This window comes from Pseudomonas sp. G166 (assembly GCF_037027455.2).
Classification (GTDB): Bacteria; Pseudomonadota; Gammaproteobacteria; order Pseudomonadales; family Pseudomonadaceae; genus Aquipseudomonas.
The window spans coordinates 5,442,586-5,457,940 of the sequence record NZ_CP146985.1 but is presented as its reverse complement, the minus strand read 5'-3'; the positions used below and the strand labels follow the sequence as shown (position 1 = coordinate 5,457,940).

At 61.0% G+C, this 15,355-nt stretch carries 14 protein-coding genes; 6 read left to right on the top strand and 8 right to left on the bottom strand.

Going from position 1 to position 15,355, the window contains the following annotated elements:
• The first annotated feature begins 36 nt into the window (after positions 1-36).
• Complete coding sequence (locus SGN16_RS24110) at positions 37-294, top strand: hypothetical protein (RefSeq protein WP_210640730.1); 258 nt, start codon at positions 37-39, stop codon at positions 292-294.
• Positions 295-322: 28 nt separating this feature from the next.
• Here the strand turns inward: SGN16_RS24110 and SGN16_RS24105 are convergent, their stop codons facing one another.
• Positions 323-1,291 carry a LysR family transcriptional regulator gene (locus tag SGN16_RS24105; RefSeq protein WP_210640729.1) on the bottom strand — a complete coding sequence of 323 codons (969 nt, stop codon included), beginning with the start codon at positions 1,289-1,291 and terminating at the stop codon, positions 323-325.
• Positions 1,292-1,618: 327 nt separating this feature from the next.
• On the opposite strand from SGN16_RS24105, the gene SGN16_RS24100 reads away from it, so the two are divergent.
• Genes SGN16_RS24100 through SGN16_RS24085 form a run of 4 tightly spaced genes read left to right on the top strand, consistent with a single transcriptional unit; the run spans position 1,619 to position 6,367 of the window.
• Positions 1,619-3,091, top strand: coding sequence for an efflux transporter outer membrane subunit (locus SGN16_RS24100; protein WP_335945568.1), 1,473 nt, complete (start codon positions 1,619-1,621; stop codon positions 3,089-3,091).
• A gap of 7 nt (positions 3,092-3,098) precedes the next feature.
• Entirely contained in the window at positions 3,099-5,303 is a 2,205-nt protein-coding gene (locus SGN16_RS24095; RefSeq protein ID WP_335945567.1) for an FUSC family protein, read from the top strand.
• The gene (locus SGN16_RS24090; RefSeq protein ID WP_024617598.1) at positions 5,293-5,493 is read left to right on the top strand and encodes a DUF1656 domain-containing protein; all 201 of its coding nucleotides are present in this window, start codon (positions 5,293-5,295) and stop codon (positions 5,491-5,493) included. Before SGN16_RS24095 ends, SGN16_RS24090 begins: the two co-directional genes overlap by 11 nt.
• A gap of 10 nt (positions 5,494-5,503) precedes the next feature.
• On the top strand, positions 5,504-6,367 hold the full coding sequence (locus SGN16_RS24085; protein WP_335945566.1) for an HlyD family secretion protein: 864 nt from the start codon (positions 5,504-5,506) through the stop codon (positions 6,365-6,367).
• A gap of 261 nt (positions 6,368-6,628) precedes the next feature.
• Here the strand turns inward: SGN16_RS24085 and SGN16_RS24080 are convergent, their stop codons facing one another.
• Both SGN16_RS24080 and SGN16_RS24075 read right to left on the bottom strand, forming a co-directional pair.
• Complete coding sequence (locus SGN16_RS24080) at positions 6,629-7,453, bottom strand: SDR family oxidoreductase (RefSeq protein ID WP_210640722.1); 825 nt, start codon at positions 7,451-7,453, stop codon at positions 6,629-6,631.
• A 33-nt stretch (positions 7,454-7,486) separates the two neighbouring features.
• Positions 7,487-7,951 carry a multidrug transporter gene (locus tag SGN16_RS24075; protein WP_335945565.1) on the bottom strand — a complete coding sequence of 155 codons (465 nt, stop codon included), beginning with the start codon at positions 7,949-7,951 and terminating at the stop codon, positions 7,487-7,489.
• Positions 7,952-8,250: 299 nt separating this feature from the next.
• Here SGN16_RS24075 and SGN16_RS24070 point away from each other — a divergent pair, with 299 nt between their 5' ends.
• A complete protein-coding gene (locus SGN16_RS24070; protein WP_335945564.1) occupies positions 8,251-8,901 on the top strand; it encodes a hypothetical protein in 651 nt (216 codons plus the stop codon).
• A gap of 90 nt (positions 8,902-8,991) precedes the next feature.
• Here SGN16_RS24070 and SGN16_RS24065 read toward each other — a convergent pair whose 3' ends face one another.
• From SGN16_RS24065 to SGN16_RS24045, 5 genes are all read right to left on the bottom strand, one after another.
• Positions 8,992-10,443 carry a mannose-1-phosphate guanylyltransferase/mannose-6-phosphate isomerase gene (locus SGN16_RS24065; protein ID WP_210640716.1) on the bottom strand — a complete coding sequence of 484 codons (1,452 nt, stop codon included), beginning with the start codon at positions 10,441-10,443 and terminating at the stop codon, positions 8,992-8,994.
• A gap of 129 nt (positions 10,444-10,572) precedes the next feature.
• A complete protein-coding gene (locus tag SGN16_RS24060; RefSeq protein WP_210640714.1) occupies positions 10,573-11,238 on the bottom strand; it encodes an alginate O-acetyltransferase AlgF in 666 nt (221 codons plus the stop codon).
• Between the two features lie 14 nt (positions 11,239-11,252).
• Positions 11,253-12,428 carry an alginate O-acetyltransferase gene (locus tag SGN16_RS24055; RefSeq protein WP_210640712.1) on the bottom strand — a complete coding sequence of 392 codons (1,176 nt, stop codon included), beginning with the start codon at positions 12,426-12,428 and terminating at the stop codon, positions 11,253-11,255.
• 11 nt (positions 12,429-12,439) lie between these two features.
• Positions 12,440-14,005 carry an MBOAT family protein gene (locus SGN16_RS24050; protein WP_210640711.1) on the bottom strand — a complete coding sequence of 522 codons (1,566 nt, stop codon included), beginning with the start codon at positions 14,003-14,005 and terminating at the stop codon, positions 12,440-12,442.
• Positions 14,006-14,227: 222 nt separating this feature from the next.
• Positions 14,228-15,352, bottom strand: a complete 1,125-nt coding sequence (locus SGN16_RS24045) for a mannuronate-specific alginate lyase (RefSeq protein WP_210645401.1) — start codon at positions 15,350-15,352, stop codon at positions 14,228-14,230.
• Positions 15,353-15,355: the final 3 nt, after the last annotated feature.

The following is a 15,355-nucleotide window of genomic DNA, read 5'->3' as shown; positions in this document are numbered from 1 at the left end:
CCGGGCCCGACTTGCATGCATTACCCGGAGCTTTACATGACTTCCCCAACACCTTCGCCCGCGCACGAAAGCTCGGACGGCGACCAGGCCGACCGAGCCGACAGCGATGTTTCCAGCGCCGAGAACGTCAACCCGGCGATCCCGGCTTTCAAATTCCCGTTCAAACCTGGTGAGCTGGCGGCAGCCAAAGGTGCCGGGCAACAGCCGTGGTACAAGAACGGCGCGAAAAACGGTCATACCAAGACGCCGGGCGCTGCGCCTCCCGGCACGCGCCGTTCGATGGGCAAGCGCTGAATATCATCCTCGGCGCACGGCGGTGACTTCAGATTGCTGCCCGTGCGCCCGCCAGGCTTCCACTCAGCTCATAAGCCGTCAGCTCGGCCTGGTGCGCCGCCAGGATTTCCGGCAATGAACCTCGCAGGTACTCGACCCAGGTCTTGATCTTCGCATCCAGGTATTGGCGCGAAGGGTAGATGGCATAGAGGTTCAGCTCCTGGGAGCGGTAGTTGGGCATGACCCGCACCAGCGTGCCGTTGCGCAGGCCTTCGATGGCGGCGTACACCGGCAATACCCCTACGCCCATGCCGCTGGTGATCGCGGTTTTCATCGCATCGGCGGAATTCACCAGGAACGGTGAGCTGTTGATAGTGACCATTTCCTGGCCTTCCGGGCCGTCGAATACCCATTTTTCCAGCGGAATGACCGGGCTGACCAGGCGCAGGCAGGCGTGGTTGAGCAGGTCGCCGGGTTTTTGCGGGCAGCCGCTGGCTTTCACGTAGGCGGGCGATGCGCAGACGATGCTGTAGGTGATGCCCAGGCGCTGGGAAACGAAGCCCGAATCCGGCAACTCGCTGGCGAGCACGATGGACACGTCGTAGCCCTCGTCGAGGATGTCCGGTACGCGGTTGGCCAAGGTCAAGTCGAAGGTTACGTCTGGATGGGTCTTGCGGTAACGGGCGATGGCGTCGATCACGAAATGCTGGCCGATGCCGGTCATGGTATGGACCTTCAACTGCCCGGCGGGACGGGCGTGGGCATCACTGGCCTCGGCCTCGGCTTCCTCAACATACGCCAGGATCTGCTCGCAACGCAGCAAGTAGCGTTTACCGGCCTCGGTCAGGGCAATGCGGCGGGTGGTGCGGTTGAGCAGGCGCGTTTGCAGATGGGCTTCCAGGTTGGAAACTGCGCGCGAGACGTTGGCTGTCGTGGTGTCCAGTTGCGCGGCGGCGGCGGTGAAACTGCCAGCTTCGGCAACACAACTGAACGCGCGCATGTTTTGCAAAGTGTCCATGGAGGGCTCTCTTGGGCGGTGGCAAATTGTGACATGAAGTTACAGCGCTACGGGACCCCGACTAATGGATTATCGCGTTAACGGTAACAAAGATTCACAGAAAGGTCGGCTTATCGCCGGCGAGGGCGATGCCTAGAATTGCCGCCAAAGCAGGAGCGGGCCTTGGCGGGCACCTGTGGGAGCGAGCTTGTTCGCGATGAGGCCGTCACATTCAACATTTGAGATGAATGGCCGGGCGCCATCGCGAGCAAGCTCGCTCCCACAAGTTTTGCGTTAACAGGCAGCCATCCTCGTCGTCATGCCCCCCCTCTCAGGAATTTTGCGCAAGTGCCGCGTTGCATCAGCAGAGAGCTGAAGACTCTCAGTGTTTGGGTTCTGACATTAACCATCAGTGGTTGCATCGGGACAGGAGGGATTGGGCCGCAAAGCCAGGTATTACCGGCCAACCAATTGGCTACCGATGCGGCCATCCGCGAGGCCGCCCGCGACGCCCACTGGCCCAACCGCCAGTGGTGGAGCGCCTATGGCGACCCGCAGTTGAATCGCTGGATCGACCTGGCCGTGCACGATAGCCCGAGCCTGGCCATGGCGGTGGCCCGGGTGCGCCAGGCCAAGGCGCTGGCGGGCGTGGCCGAGGCTGCAGAGGCGCCGCAGATCAATGGCCAGGCGACCCTCAAGCGTCACAACTGGCCCGCCGATCAGTTCTATGGCCCTGGCGAACTCGCCGACACCACCACCTGGGACAACAATGCCGGCCTGGGCTTGAGCTATGCCCTGGACCTGTGGGGGCGCGAGCGCAACGCCAGTGAGCAGGCCGTCGACCTGGCTCACGTCAGCGTGGCGCAGGCACGGCAGGCGCAACTGGAGTTGCAGAACAACATCGTGCGCGCCTACATCCAGTTTTCGTTGCACTACGCCCAGCGCGATATCGTTGCCGCAACGCTCCATCAACAAGAGCAGATTCTCGAGCTGGCGCAAAAGCGCCTGGACGGCGGCATTGGCACCCATTTCGAAGTCAGCCAGGCCCAGGCGCCGTTGCCTGAGACCCATCGCCAACTCGACGCCCTCGACGAAGCCATTGCCTTGAGCCGCAATCAGTTGGCGGCGCTGGCGGGCAAGGGACCAGGAGAGGGCGCGCGGTTGCAGCGTCCGACCCTGGCCCTCGGCGCACCCTTGAAACTGCCGTCGGCATTGCCCGCCGAACTGCTCGGCCAGCGTCCGGATGTGGTGGCCGGGCGTTGGCAAGTGGCCGCTCAGGCGCGGGGCATCGATGTGGCTCGCGCCGGTTTTTATCCCAACGTCGACCTGGTCGCCAGCATCGGCTACATGGCCACCGGCGGCGGGGCGCTGGAGTTCTTGACCGGCAAGAAGCTCACCTACAACGTCGGGCCGGCGATTACGTTGCCGATCTTCGACGGTGGGCGCTTGCGTTCGCAGTTGGGCGAGGCGGCGGCCGGCTATGACATCGCCGTGGCCCACTACAACCAGACGTTGGTGGAGGCTCTCAAGAGCATTTCCGATCAGTTGATTCGTCGTGAATCGATGGACAAACAACAAGCCTTTGCCACCGAGTCGGTGGCGGCCGCCCAGCGCACCTACGACATTGCGCTGGTGGCGTTCCAGCGCGGGCTGACGGATTACCTCAACGTGCTCAATGCCCAAAGCCTGTTGTTCAAGCAGCAACAGGTGCAGCAGCAAGTGGAGGCGGCGCGATTGAGTGCCCATGCCGACCTGGTGACGGCGCTGGGCGGTGGGCTGGAAGCCGGCACCGACACTCCTGACTTGAGCCATGCCGAGTAGGTCTATTGTGATGTCTTTATTCGCCCCTGCCCGCAGGTTGTATCGCCTTGAATGGCGTCGTGGGTTTTTTGACTGGGCCCGCAGCGATGGGGTGACCTGGGTCTATATCTTCAAGGTCCTGTTCGCCGCATTCCTGACGTTGTGGCTGGCGATGCGCCTGGAACTGCCGCAGCCGCGCACGGCCATGATCACCGTGTTCATCGTCATGCAACCCCAGAGCGGCCAGGTGTTCGCCAAGAGCTTCTATCGCTTCCTCGGCACCTTGGCCGGTTCGACGGTGATGGTGGCGTTGATCGCCCTGTTCGCCCAGAACACCGAACTGTTTCTCGGCAGCCTGGCCATTTGGGTCGGGGTCTGTTCGGCTGGTGCCGCGCGTTATCGCAACTTCCGGGCCTATGGTTTCGTGCTGGCTGGCTACACCGCGGCGATGATCGGCCTACCGGCCCTGGCCCATCCGGAAGGCGCGTTCATGGCGGCGGTCTGGCGGGTGCTGGAGATTTCCCTGGGGATTGTCTGTGCCACCCTGGTCAGCGCCGCGATCCTGCCGCAAACCGCCAGTGCCGCCATGCGCAATGCCTTGTACCAGCGCTTTGGGGTGTTTGCCCTGTTCGTGACCGATGGCTTGCGCGGGCGCAGCAAACGAGAGGCTTTCGAGGCGCGCAACGTGGGCTTCATCGCGGAAGCCGTAGGCCTGGAAAGCCTGCGCAGCGTGACCGTGTTCGAAGACCCGCACATGCGTCGGCGCAACGGCCGGCTCAGCCGCCTGAATAGCGAATTCATGGGTATCACCACCCGCTTCAATGCCTTGCATCAGTTGCTCGAGCGCTTGCGCAGCAGCGCGGCCGATCATGTGGTCAGTGCCATCAAGCCTGGTTTGCAAAACCTGGCCGAACTGCTGGACAGCTTTAGTGCGCGAGCCTTGACCGACGCCGATGCGGCGCGCCTGGCGGTGGCGTTGGCCGACTATAAGGCCGAGCTGCCGGCCCAGGTGCGACGGCTGCGGGCGTTGTTCCAGGAAACGGCGCCCAGTGATGCGCAGCAACTGGATTTTCACACGGCCTACGAACTGCTTTATCGCTTCGTCGACGACTTGCATGGCTACGCCTTGACCCACGCGTCCCTGGCCGATCATCGGCACGAACGCGAGCGTTGGGACGAACCGTTCGTGCCACAGACCAATGGTTTGGCTGCGGCGGCTTCGGGGTTTCGCGCCGCCTTCATCCTGTTGGTACTGGGCAGTTATTGGGTCGCCACGGCCTGGCCAAGCGGCGCGACCATGACGATGATCGCCGCCGCTACGGTGGGCTTGTCGGCCGCGACGCCGAACCCCAAGCGCATGGCGTTCCAGATGGCCTGCGGCACCTTGCTCGGGGCGCTGATCGGCTTCGTCGAGATGTTTTTCGTCTTCCCGTTGATCGATGGCTTCCCGTTGCTTTGCGTGATGCTGGCGCCGGTGATCATGCTCGGTTCGTTCCTCAGTTCCAGGCCGCAATACGCCGGAGTCGGGCTGGGGCTGCTGATCTTTTTCAGCACCGGTTCGGTGCCGGACAACCTGACGGTCTACAACCCCTATGCCTTCATCAACGACTACATCGCGATGATCCTCGGCATGCTGGTATGCGCCGCCGCCGGGGCCATCATCCTGCCGCCCAACAGCCGCTGGTTGTGGCGCCGGCTCGAACAGGACCTGCGCGAGCAAGTGGTGTATGCCATCAGCGGCAAGCTCAAGGGCCTGGCGTCAAGTTTCGAAAGTGGTACCCGCGATTTGCTGCACCAAGCCTACGGGCTGGCGGCGGGGCAGCCCCAGGTGCAACGGGGATTGCTGCGCTGGATGTTCGTGGTGCTGGAGGTTGGCCACGCGATTATCGAGTTGCGCAAGGAGCAGGCGATTTTGCCCGTGCATCCGGCTTATGCCGAAAGCCAGCCGTGGCGCCAGGCGATCCGCGTGATGGGGCGGGCGCTGGTGCGGCTGTTCCGCCAGCCGGGCCCGAGCAACCTGGAGCGCGCCCTGGTGGCAGTGGATCACGCCATCAGCCGCGTGCAAGCCACCGACGAACCTTTTGCCCCGCATTTCGATACCTCGGCCTTGCGCCGGGTGAAAAGCTACCTGCATTTCATCCGTACTTCGCTGCTCGACCCGCAATCGCCATTGGCCGGCTATGCCATGCCGCATGCCACACCGCTTCCCCAGGAACCTGAACATGCCCCGTGAGATCGCCTTCCACGGCGTGTACATGCCCACCATGACTCTGATGTTTTTCATCGCCGCCGCCCTGGCCTGGGCGTTGGATCGCTTCCTGTCGGGGCTGGACCTGTACCGCTTCTTCTGGCACCCGGCGTTGCTGCGCCTGAGTCTGTTTACCTGCCTGTTCGGCGCGCTGGCGCTGACGGTCTACCGTTGAGATCGATGCGATGAAAAAGTTTTTCAGCCTGCTGGCGACGCTGTTGGTGCTGGCCCTGGCGCTGTGGATTGGCCGTACGTTGTGGGTGCATTACATGAACACCCCCTGGACCCGCGATGGTCGGGTGCGGGCCGACATCATCAACGTCGCTGCCGATGTCAGTGGTGAGGTGGTCGAGGTGCCGGTGCGCGACAACCAAACCGTAAAAAAGGGTGACCTGCTGCTGCGCATCGACCCCGAGCACTACCGCATCGCGGTCAAACAGGCGCGCGCCCTGGTGGCGTCGCGCAAGGCCACCTGGGAAATGCGCAAGGTCAACGCCCATCGCCGAGCCGACCTGGACAGCCTGGTGATCTCCCGGGAAAACCGCGACGACGCCAGCAACATCGCCGACTCGGCCCTGGCCGATTACCAGAACGCCCAGGCGCAACTGGAGGCGGCCGAGCTGAACCTGGCGCGCACCGAAGTCCGCGCGGCGGTGGACGGCTACGTCACCAACCTCAACGTGCACCGTGGCGACTACGCGCGCATCGGCGAGGCGAAGATGGCGGTGGTGGACATGAATTCGTTCTGGGTTTATGGCTTCTTCGAAGAGACCAAGTTACCCAAGGTGCGGATCGGTGATGCGGCGCAATTGCAGCTCATGAGCGGTGAAATGCTCAAGGGGCATGTGGAAAGCATCTCCCGTGGCATCTACGACCGTGACAACCCCGAAAGCCGCGAACTGATCGCCGACGTGAACCCGACCTTCAACTGGGTGCGCCTGGCCCAGCGGGTGCCGGTGCGGATTCATCTCGATGAAGTGCCGCAGGGTGTGCTGCTGGCGGCGGGGATGACATGTACGGTGGTGGTCGAGCCCCAGGGCGAGCGTTGAGGCCATTCAGCTTGTATTGATGTTGACTGTGCCGACGTCATCGCGAGCAAGCTCGCTCCCACATTTGATTTGTGGTGAGCTTGGATTTTGTGATCACTGCAATTCCCCTGTGGGAGCGAGCTTGCTCGCGATAGCGGTGGGTCAGCTTGCGAATATGTTGGTTGTGCCGACGCCTTCGCGAGTAAGCCCGCTCCCACATTGGAGCTTCGGTGGGCATTTTTTTTGTGTCCGCCACAGAAATAGCGCCTGCTTTTCCAGCAGCTACAGCGACCCTCCCAGCCCAAAACGCTTCATCAACCCCTTCTCCAGCAACCCCTTGGGCAGCAATCCGGCCATCAACGGCAAGGCCCGGCTGCCATTGCCCAGGCGCAGCAGGCGCGGTGGCTTGGGATGTTGTACAGCCTTGAGCAGCCCATCGGCGAATTCGCTGGCCGGGGTGGGGTTGTCCTGGGAGGCCTTGGCCCGGGCGCGGATGCCGTCGCGCAGGGGCCACCAGGGCGATTGCTCGCTGATCAACTGTTCGGCCTCGTGCCCGGCATTCTTGGCGAAGCTGGAGGCAATGGCGCCGGGTTGGACTTCCATCACGCGGATGCCGAACGGTGCCAGTTCCATGCGCAGCGCATCGCTCAGGGCATGCACCGCTGCCTTCGAGGCGCAATAGGCACCCGCAAACGGCGTGACCAGCACACCGGAAACGCTGCCGATGTTCACCACCAGGCCTTTGGCCCGGCGCAGCACCGGAAACAGTGCACGCGTTACGCCGACGAGGGCGAATACGTTGGTCTCGAACTGGCGCTGCATGGCCGGTACGCCGCCGTCCAGCAGCGGCCCCATGGCGCCGTAGCCGGCATTGTTGATCAGCACATCGAGGCCACCGTGCTGTTGGTTGATCCGCTCGCTCAACTGCTCCAGGGCCTGACCGTCATTCACGTCCAATTGCACCGCCGTGAACCCGGCAGCGTTGAGCACTGCCACGTCCTCGACTTTGCGCGCAGTGGCCCAGACCTGGTAGCCGGCAGCCTTGAAGGCGTCGGCGAGGGCGCGGCCGATGCCGCTGGAACATCCGGTAATCAACGCAACGGGCATGGCGCGTTCCTTGTGCAAAAGTGGTGGAGGCAATCAGTTGGAGAAACTACCTTGCAACCGCTCGGCGCGAAACTCCAGGGTTTGCGGGCGATAGCCAGGGCGCAGCGCTGGCAGGGGCAGACAGTCCTGCCAACTGGCGCCGGCTTGCAGTTCGCCCGGACCCCGGTAGCGGGGCGCGGTGTAGGGGTTGTCGGCCAGGTTGATGGTATCGCCGGGCGCGTAGGCGGCGATCCGCCAACGCAGTTCGGTCAACGGCACATCGTTACCATTGTTCATGTTCAGCAGCAGTGGACGGTCGGCGGGGCAGTGTTCGGGGGCGTAGGTGAGGCGCAGTTCCAGGCGCTCCAACTGCCGGGTTTCACGGTTTTCCTGCCAGAGCACCCACGCGGCCACCAGGCCCAGGCCGACGAACGCCGCCAGGGAGACCGGCAAGGCCTTGGCCGGGTAGCGCAACAGCAGGATGAGCCAGGTGATGACCAGCAGGACGCCGATGAGCATATCTGAACGCTCCGGGGATGAGTGGACACCATCCTACCTAAGGGGCAAGGCAATGAACATTCAATGTGCCGGTGGATGATCCGCCAGCAGCGTCAAGGCCCCTGATGATGCATGGCGACCTTATTTCGAACTTCGCAATGACTCTGCGTCTTATTCTGGCGTAGCTCATTTGTGATGGCTTTATATTGGGCTTTATGTTTTGTCAACTATCTGTTCTGTTAGTTGACAGTGTGATCGTTTGGAAGGCAAATGCTGTGGTGGGGCTGAGAGTGTGCAGTAACTAAATAGAGGAAAAAAATATGAGCGGCTCAACAGGCAGTAAGTTTAAAGTTTCCGAAAGTGAAAATTCTTTATCCATCGCTTCTTTACCTATGGTCGTTTACGCTGGGACAAAGGTCAACTTTAAGGCACTAGATAATAGACACGAACCCGTTGATGTAACTTGGTCGTTGATCCCAATGATGGCAGGGAATATCGGTACGATTGGGCCCGATGGGGTGTATAGAGCTCCCGAGGCTGGGTCTTATAATCGTACTTTACCCTTTATGGTCAGGGCTATGGCCAAGGATCAAAGTATTGCCACTGAAGTTTTTGTGGAACTGGTTCATATGCTTTCGATCCTTAGTCAGGAACACACACCCAATCAGGAAGAGCGTAGTGGTTTCTCGGTTGTAGACTCTCAATCCACGAATATTACTCCTGGCGGAACGGTACAGCTTTCAATTAGAAAGCAGAATGGCCTTCCCGTTGTTGCGAAGTGGTCTGTGCATTATGTCGGCCTACCGCCAGAGCCAGATAATTTGGGTTCCGTTGATTGGAACGGGGTTTATTATGCGCCACTGAATATTGATCATGAACTGGAGGTGGCTTTGCTAGCTGAAGATCTTTTTAGCGGAGAGTCTCTTGGTGGCGGAGTTGTACGCGTTCGGACCATGAGTTGGGATCAGTGAAGTCTGAACTTGTTTGATAAAAGCCCCCACCCAACCCACTGCGGATAGGGGACGCAGTGGGCTGGACGGGGGCTTCTCTTTTGCGAAGGTTTACTGCGCGATGGTTTTCACCGAGACGCCGCGCTCAACCGGGGTGGAGCGACCGTAGATGTCTTCGAAACGCTCGATGTCGTCTTCACCCAGGTAGCTGCCGGACTGCACTTCGATGATTTCCAGCGGGATCTTGCCCGGGTTGCGCAAGCGGTGGACCGACGCGATCGGGATGTAGGTCGACTGGTTTTCGCAGAGCAGGAACACGTTCTCGTCGCAGGTCACTTCGGCGGTGCCGCTGACCACGATCCAGTGTTCGGCGCGGTGGTGGTGCATCTGCAGTGACAGGCACGCGCCCGGCTTGACCGAGATGTGCTTGACCTGGAAGCGACCGCCCATGTCCACCGAATCATAGGAACCCCATGGGCGATAGACTTCGCAGTGGTTCTGGGTCTCGGTACGGCCCTGTGCGTTGAGGGTGTTGACCATCTGCTTGACGCCTTGGACCTTGTCCTTGTGGGCGATCATCATGGCGTCCTTGGTTTCGACCACCACGATGTTGTCCAGGCCGATCACCGACACCAGTTTGCCGTTGCCATGAATCATGCAGTTGCGGCTGTCCTGGACCACCACATCGCCCTTGGTGACGTTGCCGTTGGTGTCTTTTTCATTGACTTCCCACAGCGACGCCCAGCAACCGACGTCGCTCCAGCCCGCCGACAGTGGTACCACGCAGGCGCGCTGGGTTTTTTCCATCACGGCGTAGTCGATGGAGTTGTCCGGGCAGCAGGCGAAGGTGGCTTCGTCGAAAGTGATGGTGTCTGCGGTCTGCTCACTGCGCTCCAGGGTCAGCAGGCAGGTGTCGTAGATGTCCGGATCATGCTTTTTCAGCTCTTCGAGGAAACGGCTGGCGCGGAACAGGAACATGCCGCTGTTCCAGAAATAGCCGCCGGCGTCGACGAACTCGGTGGCGCGCTTGACGTCGGGTTTTTCGACGAAGTGCGAGACGCGGCTCACGCCTTCAGGCAGTAGCGCATCGTTGGTCGACTTGATGTAGCCGTAGCCGGTTTCCGGTTTGGTGGCCGGTACGCCGAACAGCACCATTTCGCCACGCTCGGCGGCCACGGTGGCCAGGGCCAGGGCACGTTGCAGGGCTTTCTGGTCTTCGATCACGTGGTCGGCCGGCAGCACCAGCATCAGTTCGTCGCGACCTTCATTGACCAGCATCATCGCGGTCAGCGCCACCGCCGGTGCGGTGTTGCGGCCGAACGGTTCCATCAGGATGCGCTGGGCTTCCAGTTTGCGGTTGCTCAGTTGCTCGTTGACGATGAACCGGTGGTCTTTGTTGCAGACCACGATCGGCGTGTCCATGCCTTCGAACACCAGGCGCTCGAGGGTCTGTTGGAACAGGGTGTGTTCGCCGGTCAGGGCCAGGAACTGTTTAGGGAATTGCTTGCGCGAAAGCGGCCAAAGACGTGAGCCGCTACCACCTGACAAGATCACCGGAATCATGTTTGTTACTCCTACAAATCGAAATGGTTTTAGAGCTACTGCGTTCTGTCGTTTCACTCTCTTGTTGTTGTTCCGTGCCCGAATGACGCCGCGCTCCCACAGGAGGAAAGCGTCAGTCAGGAAAACTCATCAGCGGGTCGATACCGGGCGTTTCACCCACACTGGCGACAGGCTGCTGCCACTGCCTGTGACGTACAGTACGGCCGCTTCGCCGCGCTCCAGGGCCACGGGCTTGAGCTCGCCGACTTTCTTGTCGCCTTCGAACAAAGCCAGGGTCACTTTCACCGGGTTGATTTCACGCTCGCCACGGCCTTTGGCCGCTACGTTCGGCACCACTTCGGTCTTGCCATCGGCGGTCTTGAGGGTCAGTGCCTTGTCGGTGAGATTCTGCACGCGTACCAGGGACTTCTGCTTGTTTTTGAACGGCGGCTCTTCGATCAGTTGAGGTTGGCCGCTGACGTTGTTGACCAGGGTGTAGTAGTGATCGGAAGCCAGTTTCACCGGCACGGTCTGGCTGCCGACCTTGGCGCTGTAGTCACCACCGGGCATGAAGCTGAAGTCGCTGCTGGCCAAGGGGGCTACGTCGCTGATGTTGGTGCTGCCAACGGTGGCGCTGACTTCGGCGTTGCTGGCGTTGTAGACACGTACGAAGCTCGAACCTTTTGGTGCGACTGGGCCATACAGGGCCGAATCACCTGCAAAGGCGGACAGTGAAAGGGCGCTCATGCTGGCGACGAGGGCAAGGGCCTTGAAGGAGCGAGCAGCGAGACGGCGAGGAGTAGTGTTGAAAGTCATGGTGGACCTCTCTTTCAGTTTTGCGCCCGGTCGGGCGTCTCGGATTGAGTGTTAGCTGCGACGTTCTGTTGACGAGCGCCGGCTTGTTTGAGTTCTGCGACCCACTGTGGGTCGGCGTCACCGATTTCGTTGTTCACGGGCAGATAACGTTCAGGAAACTCCCAGATCAGCACCTGTGGCGGGCTGTTCTTGAAGGCGTCACTTTTGAGGTAGCTGAGCATCGGCAGAATCGGGCCATGGCCGTCTTCGGCGTAGTTCACGACGTCGCTGTGCAGGGCTTGCTTGAGTGCACCGACGAAGTTCCAGGTCGGGTTGGCGCTGTAGCTGGTGCCGATCAGGGCCACGGGCACCTGGGTGTCAGCGAACAGCGCGTCATCGCCGGCCGGCTGGTCGTCGGCTTCGCGGGTGTTGCGCTTGACCAGCGGCTCCTGGGCTGGCATCAGGTTTTCGAACAATGGGTCCAGGGGCAGGAACTGACGCAGGTCGCCCTTGTGGGTGATTTTCTCCGCGGGCTCCGTGACGAAACGCTGCGGCTCACCGTTGAGCGGTGCTTTCTCGGCAATCGCCTTGGCCAGGTTCTCGGCGGCCACTTGCGCGCCTTCCGGGGTCCAGTGGGTGTCGGTGCGCAGGAACACTTGCTGGCCGTTCTGCTTGGCCTCTTGCAGCGGGCCGAGCAGGTCAGGGGCGAGGATCTTGTCTGCCGCCACGCGAGCGTGGAAATCCTGGTACAGGTTGGCGTGAATGCTCGATGGCTTCACTTCACCCATGTGCTCCGGATACAAGCGCGCCTTGGCCGGCACGATCGCCATCACCAGGGTGATGCCTTGTTCCTTGAGCTTCTGGCGCACGCCTTCGACCAGCGCGTAGTTGCCTTGCAGGTTCAGCTCTTCATTGACGATCGGGTTGAACTCCTCATCGCTGTACAGCCACTGGTCGCGGCCCAGGACCACGCCTTTGCGGCCTTCGTTGAACAGCTTGTAGTCCAGTGCCGCCCAGATATTGGTGCCCAGGCGCTTGATCGGGAACTCGTCGTCGTAGTGCGTTTCCACGGCCTTGGCCCAGCGCCCGTTGAGTACGGTTGCGTCAGGGTTGGTGCTGAAGCCGAAGAAGCTGCGCATCGACCACAGGCCCAGTGCTGTCAGCAGCAGCAGGAACAATGCGATGTAAAAGATGCGTAATGAGCGGGTCATGTTCAGATCCCTCAGAACTGGAAGTAAAGGAACGGCGAGAAGCTTTGCGCCGAGAGTTTGAGAATCGAGGCGATGAACAACAGCAGCACCAGGGCGCGCATCGCGTAGCGTGACCAGTCCGCGGTCCAGTAGGCCGGTTGCACCTGGGCTTCGACACCCACGGTGTAGCCTGGTTCGTGGATAGCCGACGGGTTGTCACCCGGTACCGCTTTGATCAGCCCCGGTTGGGCCGTGGCCGGGCCATTGGCTTCGGTATTGACCTCAGGCTTGGTCTTGACCGGCGGACGGTTGGTGTAGAAGTCCCGCAGGCCGAAGAAGGCGAGGGTGATGTAGGCCACCACCAGCGTGGCGATTTGCAGGCCGGTCAGGTTGGCGCGGGTCAGTTCCGACAGCGACCAGTCGCCAAAGCTGAACATGGCGCCGTACATGCGACCGGCCACGTGCAGGTTCTCGGAGCGGAAGATCACCCAGCCCATGACCACCAGCAGGAAGGTCAATGCCCAGCGGATCGGGTTGATGCTGCGTGGCGAGGTGTTGATGCCCACGGCTTTTTCAATGGCCAGCCAGATACCGTGCCAGGCGCCCCAGATCACGTAGGTGATGTTCGCACCGTGCCACAAGCCACCGAGCAGCATGGTCAGGAACAGGTTGCGATAGGTCATCAACGTGCCTTTGCGGTTACCGCCCAGGGTGATGTAGAGGTAATCGCGCAGCCAGGTGGACAGGCTGATGTGCCAGCGCCGCCAGAACTCGGTGATCGACTGGCTGATGTAAGGCTGCTTGAAGTTTTCCATGAAGCGGAAACCCATCATCAGGCCCAGGCCGATGGCCATGTCGCTGTAGCCGGAGAAGTCGAAGTACAGCTGTGCGGTGTAGGCCAGGGCACCGAGCCAGGCATCGCCGGTGGTCGGGTTCTGCAGGGCGAAGCAATGGTCGGCCACCACCGCCAGGGTGTCGGCGATGAACACTTTCTTGATGAAACCCTGCATGAAGCGCGTGCAGCCTTCGGAGAACTTGTCCAGGGTGTGGGTACGGTTGTTGAACTGATCGGCCAGGTCGCGAAAACGCAACACGGGGCCGGCGATCAGGTGCGGAAAGATCGCCACGAACGCTGCGAAGTCGATCAGGTTGTGGGTCGCCGGGGTGTCACCGCGATAGACGTCGATGATGTAGCTGATGGACTCGAAAATGTAGAACGAGATCCCGATCGGCAACAGCACGTGGGTCAGGATGAACGGCTCGAGACCGAAGCTGGTCATGATCGCGTTGAGGCTGTCCACGCCGAAGTTGGCGTACTTGAAGTAGCCCAGGATGCACAAGTCTACCGCCACGCCGAGCAACAACCAGCGCTGGGCCGGTTTGGTGCGCACGCCGGCGGCACCGACTTTGAGGCCGATCCAGTAGTTCCACAGGGTCACGCCGGCGAACAGCAACAGGAAGTCCACCCGCCACCAGGCATAGAACACATAGCTGGCGACCAGCAGCAGCAGGTTGCGATAGCGTTGCCCGCTCAAGTAGTACAAGCCGAGAAAGATCGGCAAGAACAGGAACAGGAACACGTTGGATGAAAATACCATCCCGATCTCTCCATGTTGAATCAACAGTCAAGGGCCAGAGCCCCCCCAAACCCCCCCATGAAAACCGGGGGGCTTCATTACATTCGAAACAGACCACATTCCCTGTGGGAGCAAGCTTGTTCGCGATGACGGAGTGTCAATCGACATCCATGGTGAATGTCAGACCGCAATCTCGAGCAAGCTCGCTCCCACAAGGTTCCCTGTCAGGCAGGGGATACGGCATCAGCTTCCTTTTTCGCCTTTCTCATGCGAAGGGTCATACACCTTGGTCAAGTCCCCGCCGAGGCGGAAAGTCTTGAACGGTTGCATTTCATGCTTGCGTTCCAGCACGTCTTCGGAGCAGGTGTAGAGGCTGCAGAACGGTTCGAGCCAGGCGAATTTCGAATCGATCTTCAGATCCTTCATTTCCTGTTCATCGCCGTTCTTCTCTTCGAAGATGTCCGGATCCTTGACGCCGGCCAGCACGCGGTCACCCAGGCGCTTGAGCGCGCCGTTGTTTTCCTGGCGCAGGTCCACACCGTTGACCTGGGCAAAACTGGCGATCATCGCCAGCGGCGGCAAGGCGTAGTTGTGGTAGGACAGCGCCCGTTGCTTGCGCTTGAGCTCGTTGGGCAAGAAGCCTTCGGAGTCGATCTGATTGACGCCGACCTTGTATTCCTTGACGGCCCAGTCGAACAGGTCGCGGCGGTTGGTTGCCACGGAGGTGGCCATTACCGACCAGGCGGCCCAGTAGGAATGGTTGTTGGTCTTGTCCAGTGGCAGGTTGTCCCAGTCGCTGACCACCTGATCGGCCATCCGGCTGAACCAGCTTTCGATCAGTTGCGCCTGTTCCGGGTGGTTGGCCAGTGGGTGGGAGTCGGAGAACTTCAAGCGTACATAGGCCGAAGCCATGCTGCCCAAGGCCCATTTGCGCATGGACTTGCCGGTGTGGTTGAAGTCCTTGGACATCAACGCGTCGGCCTTGGCCCAGGCAGTCAGCCAGTTCAGGGTGCATTCCAGTTGCTCGGGGCGACCGTCCCGCATGAATTGCATCACTTGCTTGCTGACGCCGCGCTCGATCTTGGTGATGTCGGCGGTGCTGTCACGGAAGGCTTTTTCCGACTGCACGTTCAGGGTCGCACGGGCCTTGTCGGAGCCCTCGTACTTGCTGCGAAACTGCAAGGAGCCGGTATAGGGCGTCGGTGTCGCGTCGCAGCCTTGGGCTGCGTCGCCCGTCTTGATCTTTTCGATCGGTGCGAAGTAACCCTGTGGCGGGCGCAGCGGGGCTGCCGCCTGCGTGGCCCCGGCGAATATCGCCAGGGTCAGCAGGGACGGCGCCAGCAGCGTTTTCAACGTTCGGGTGCGCATGGT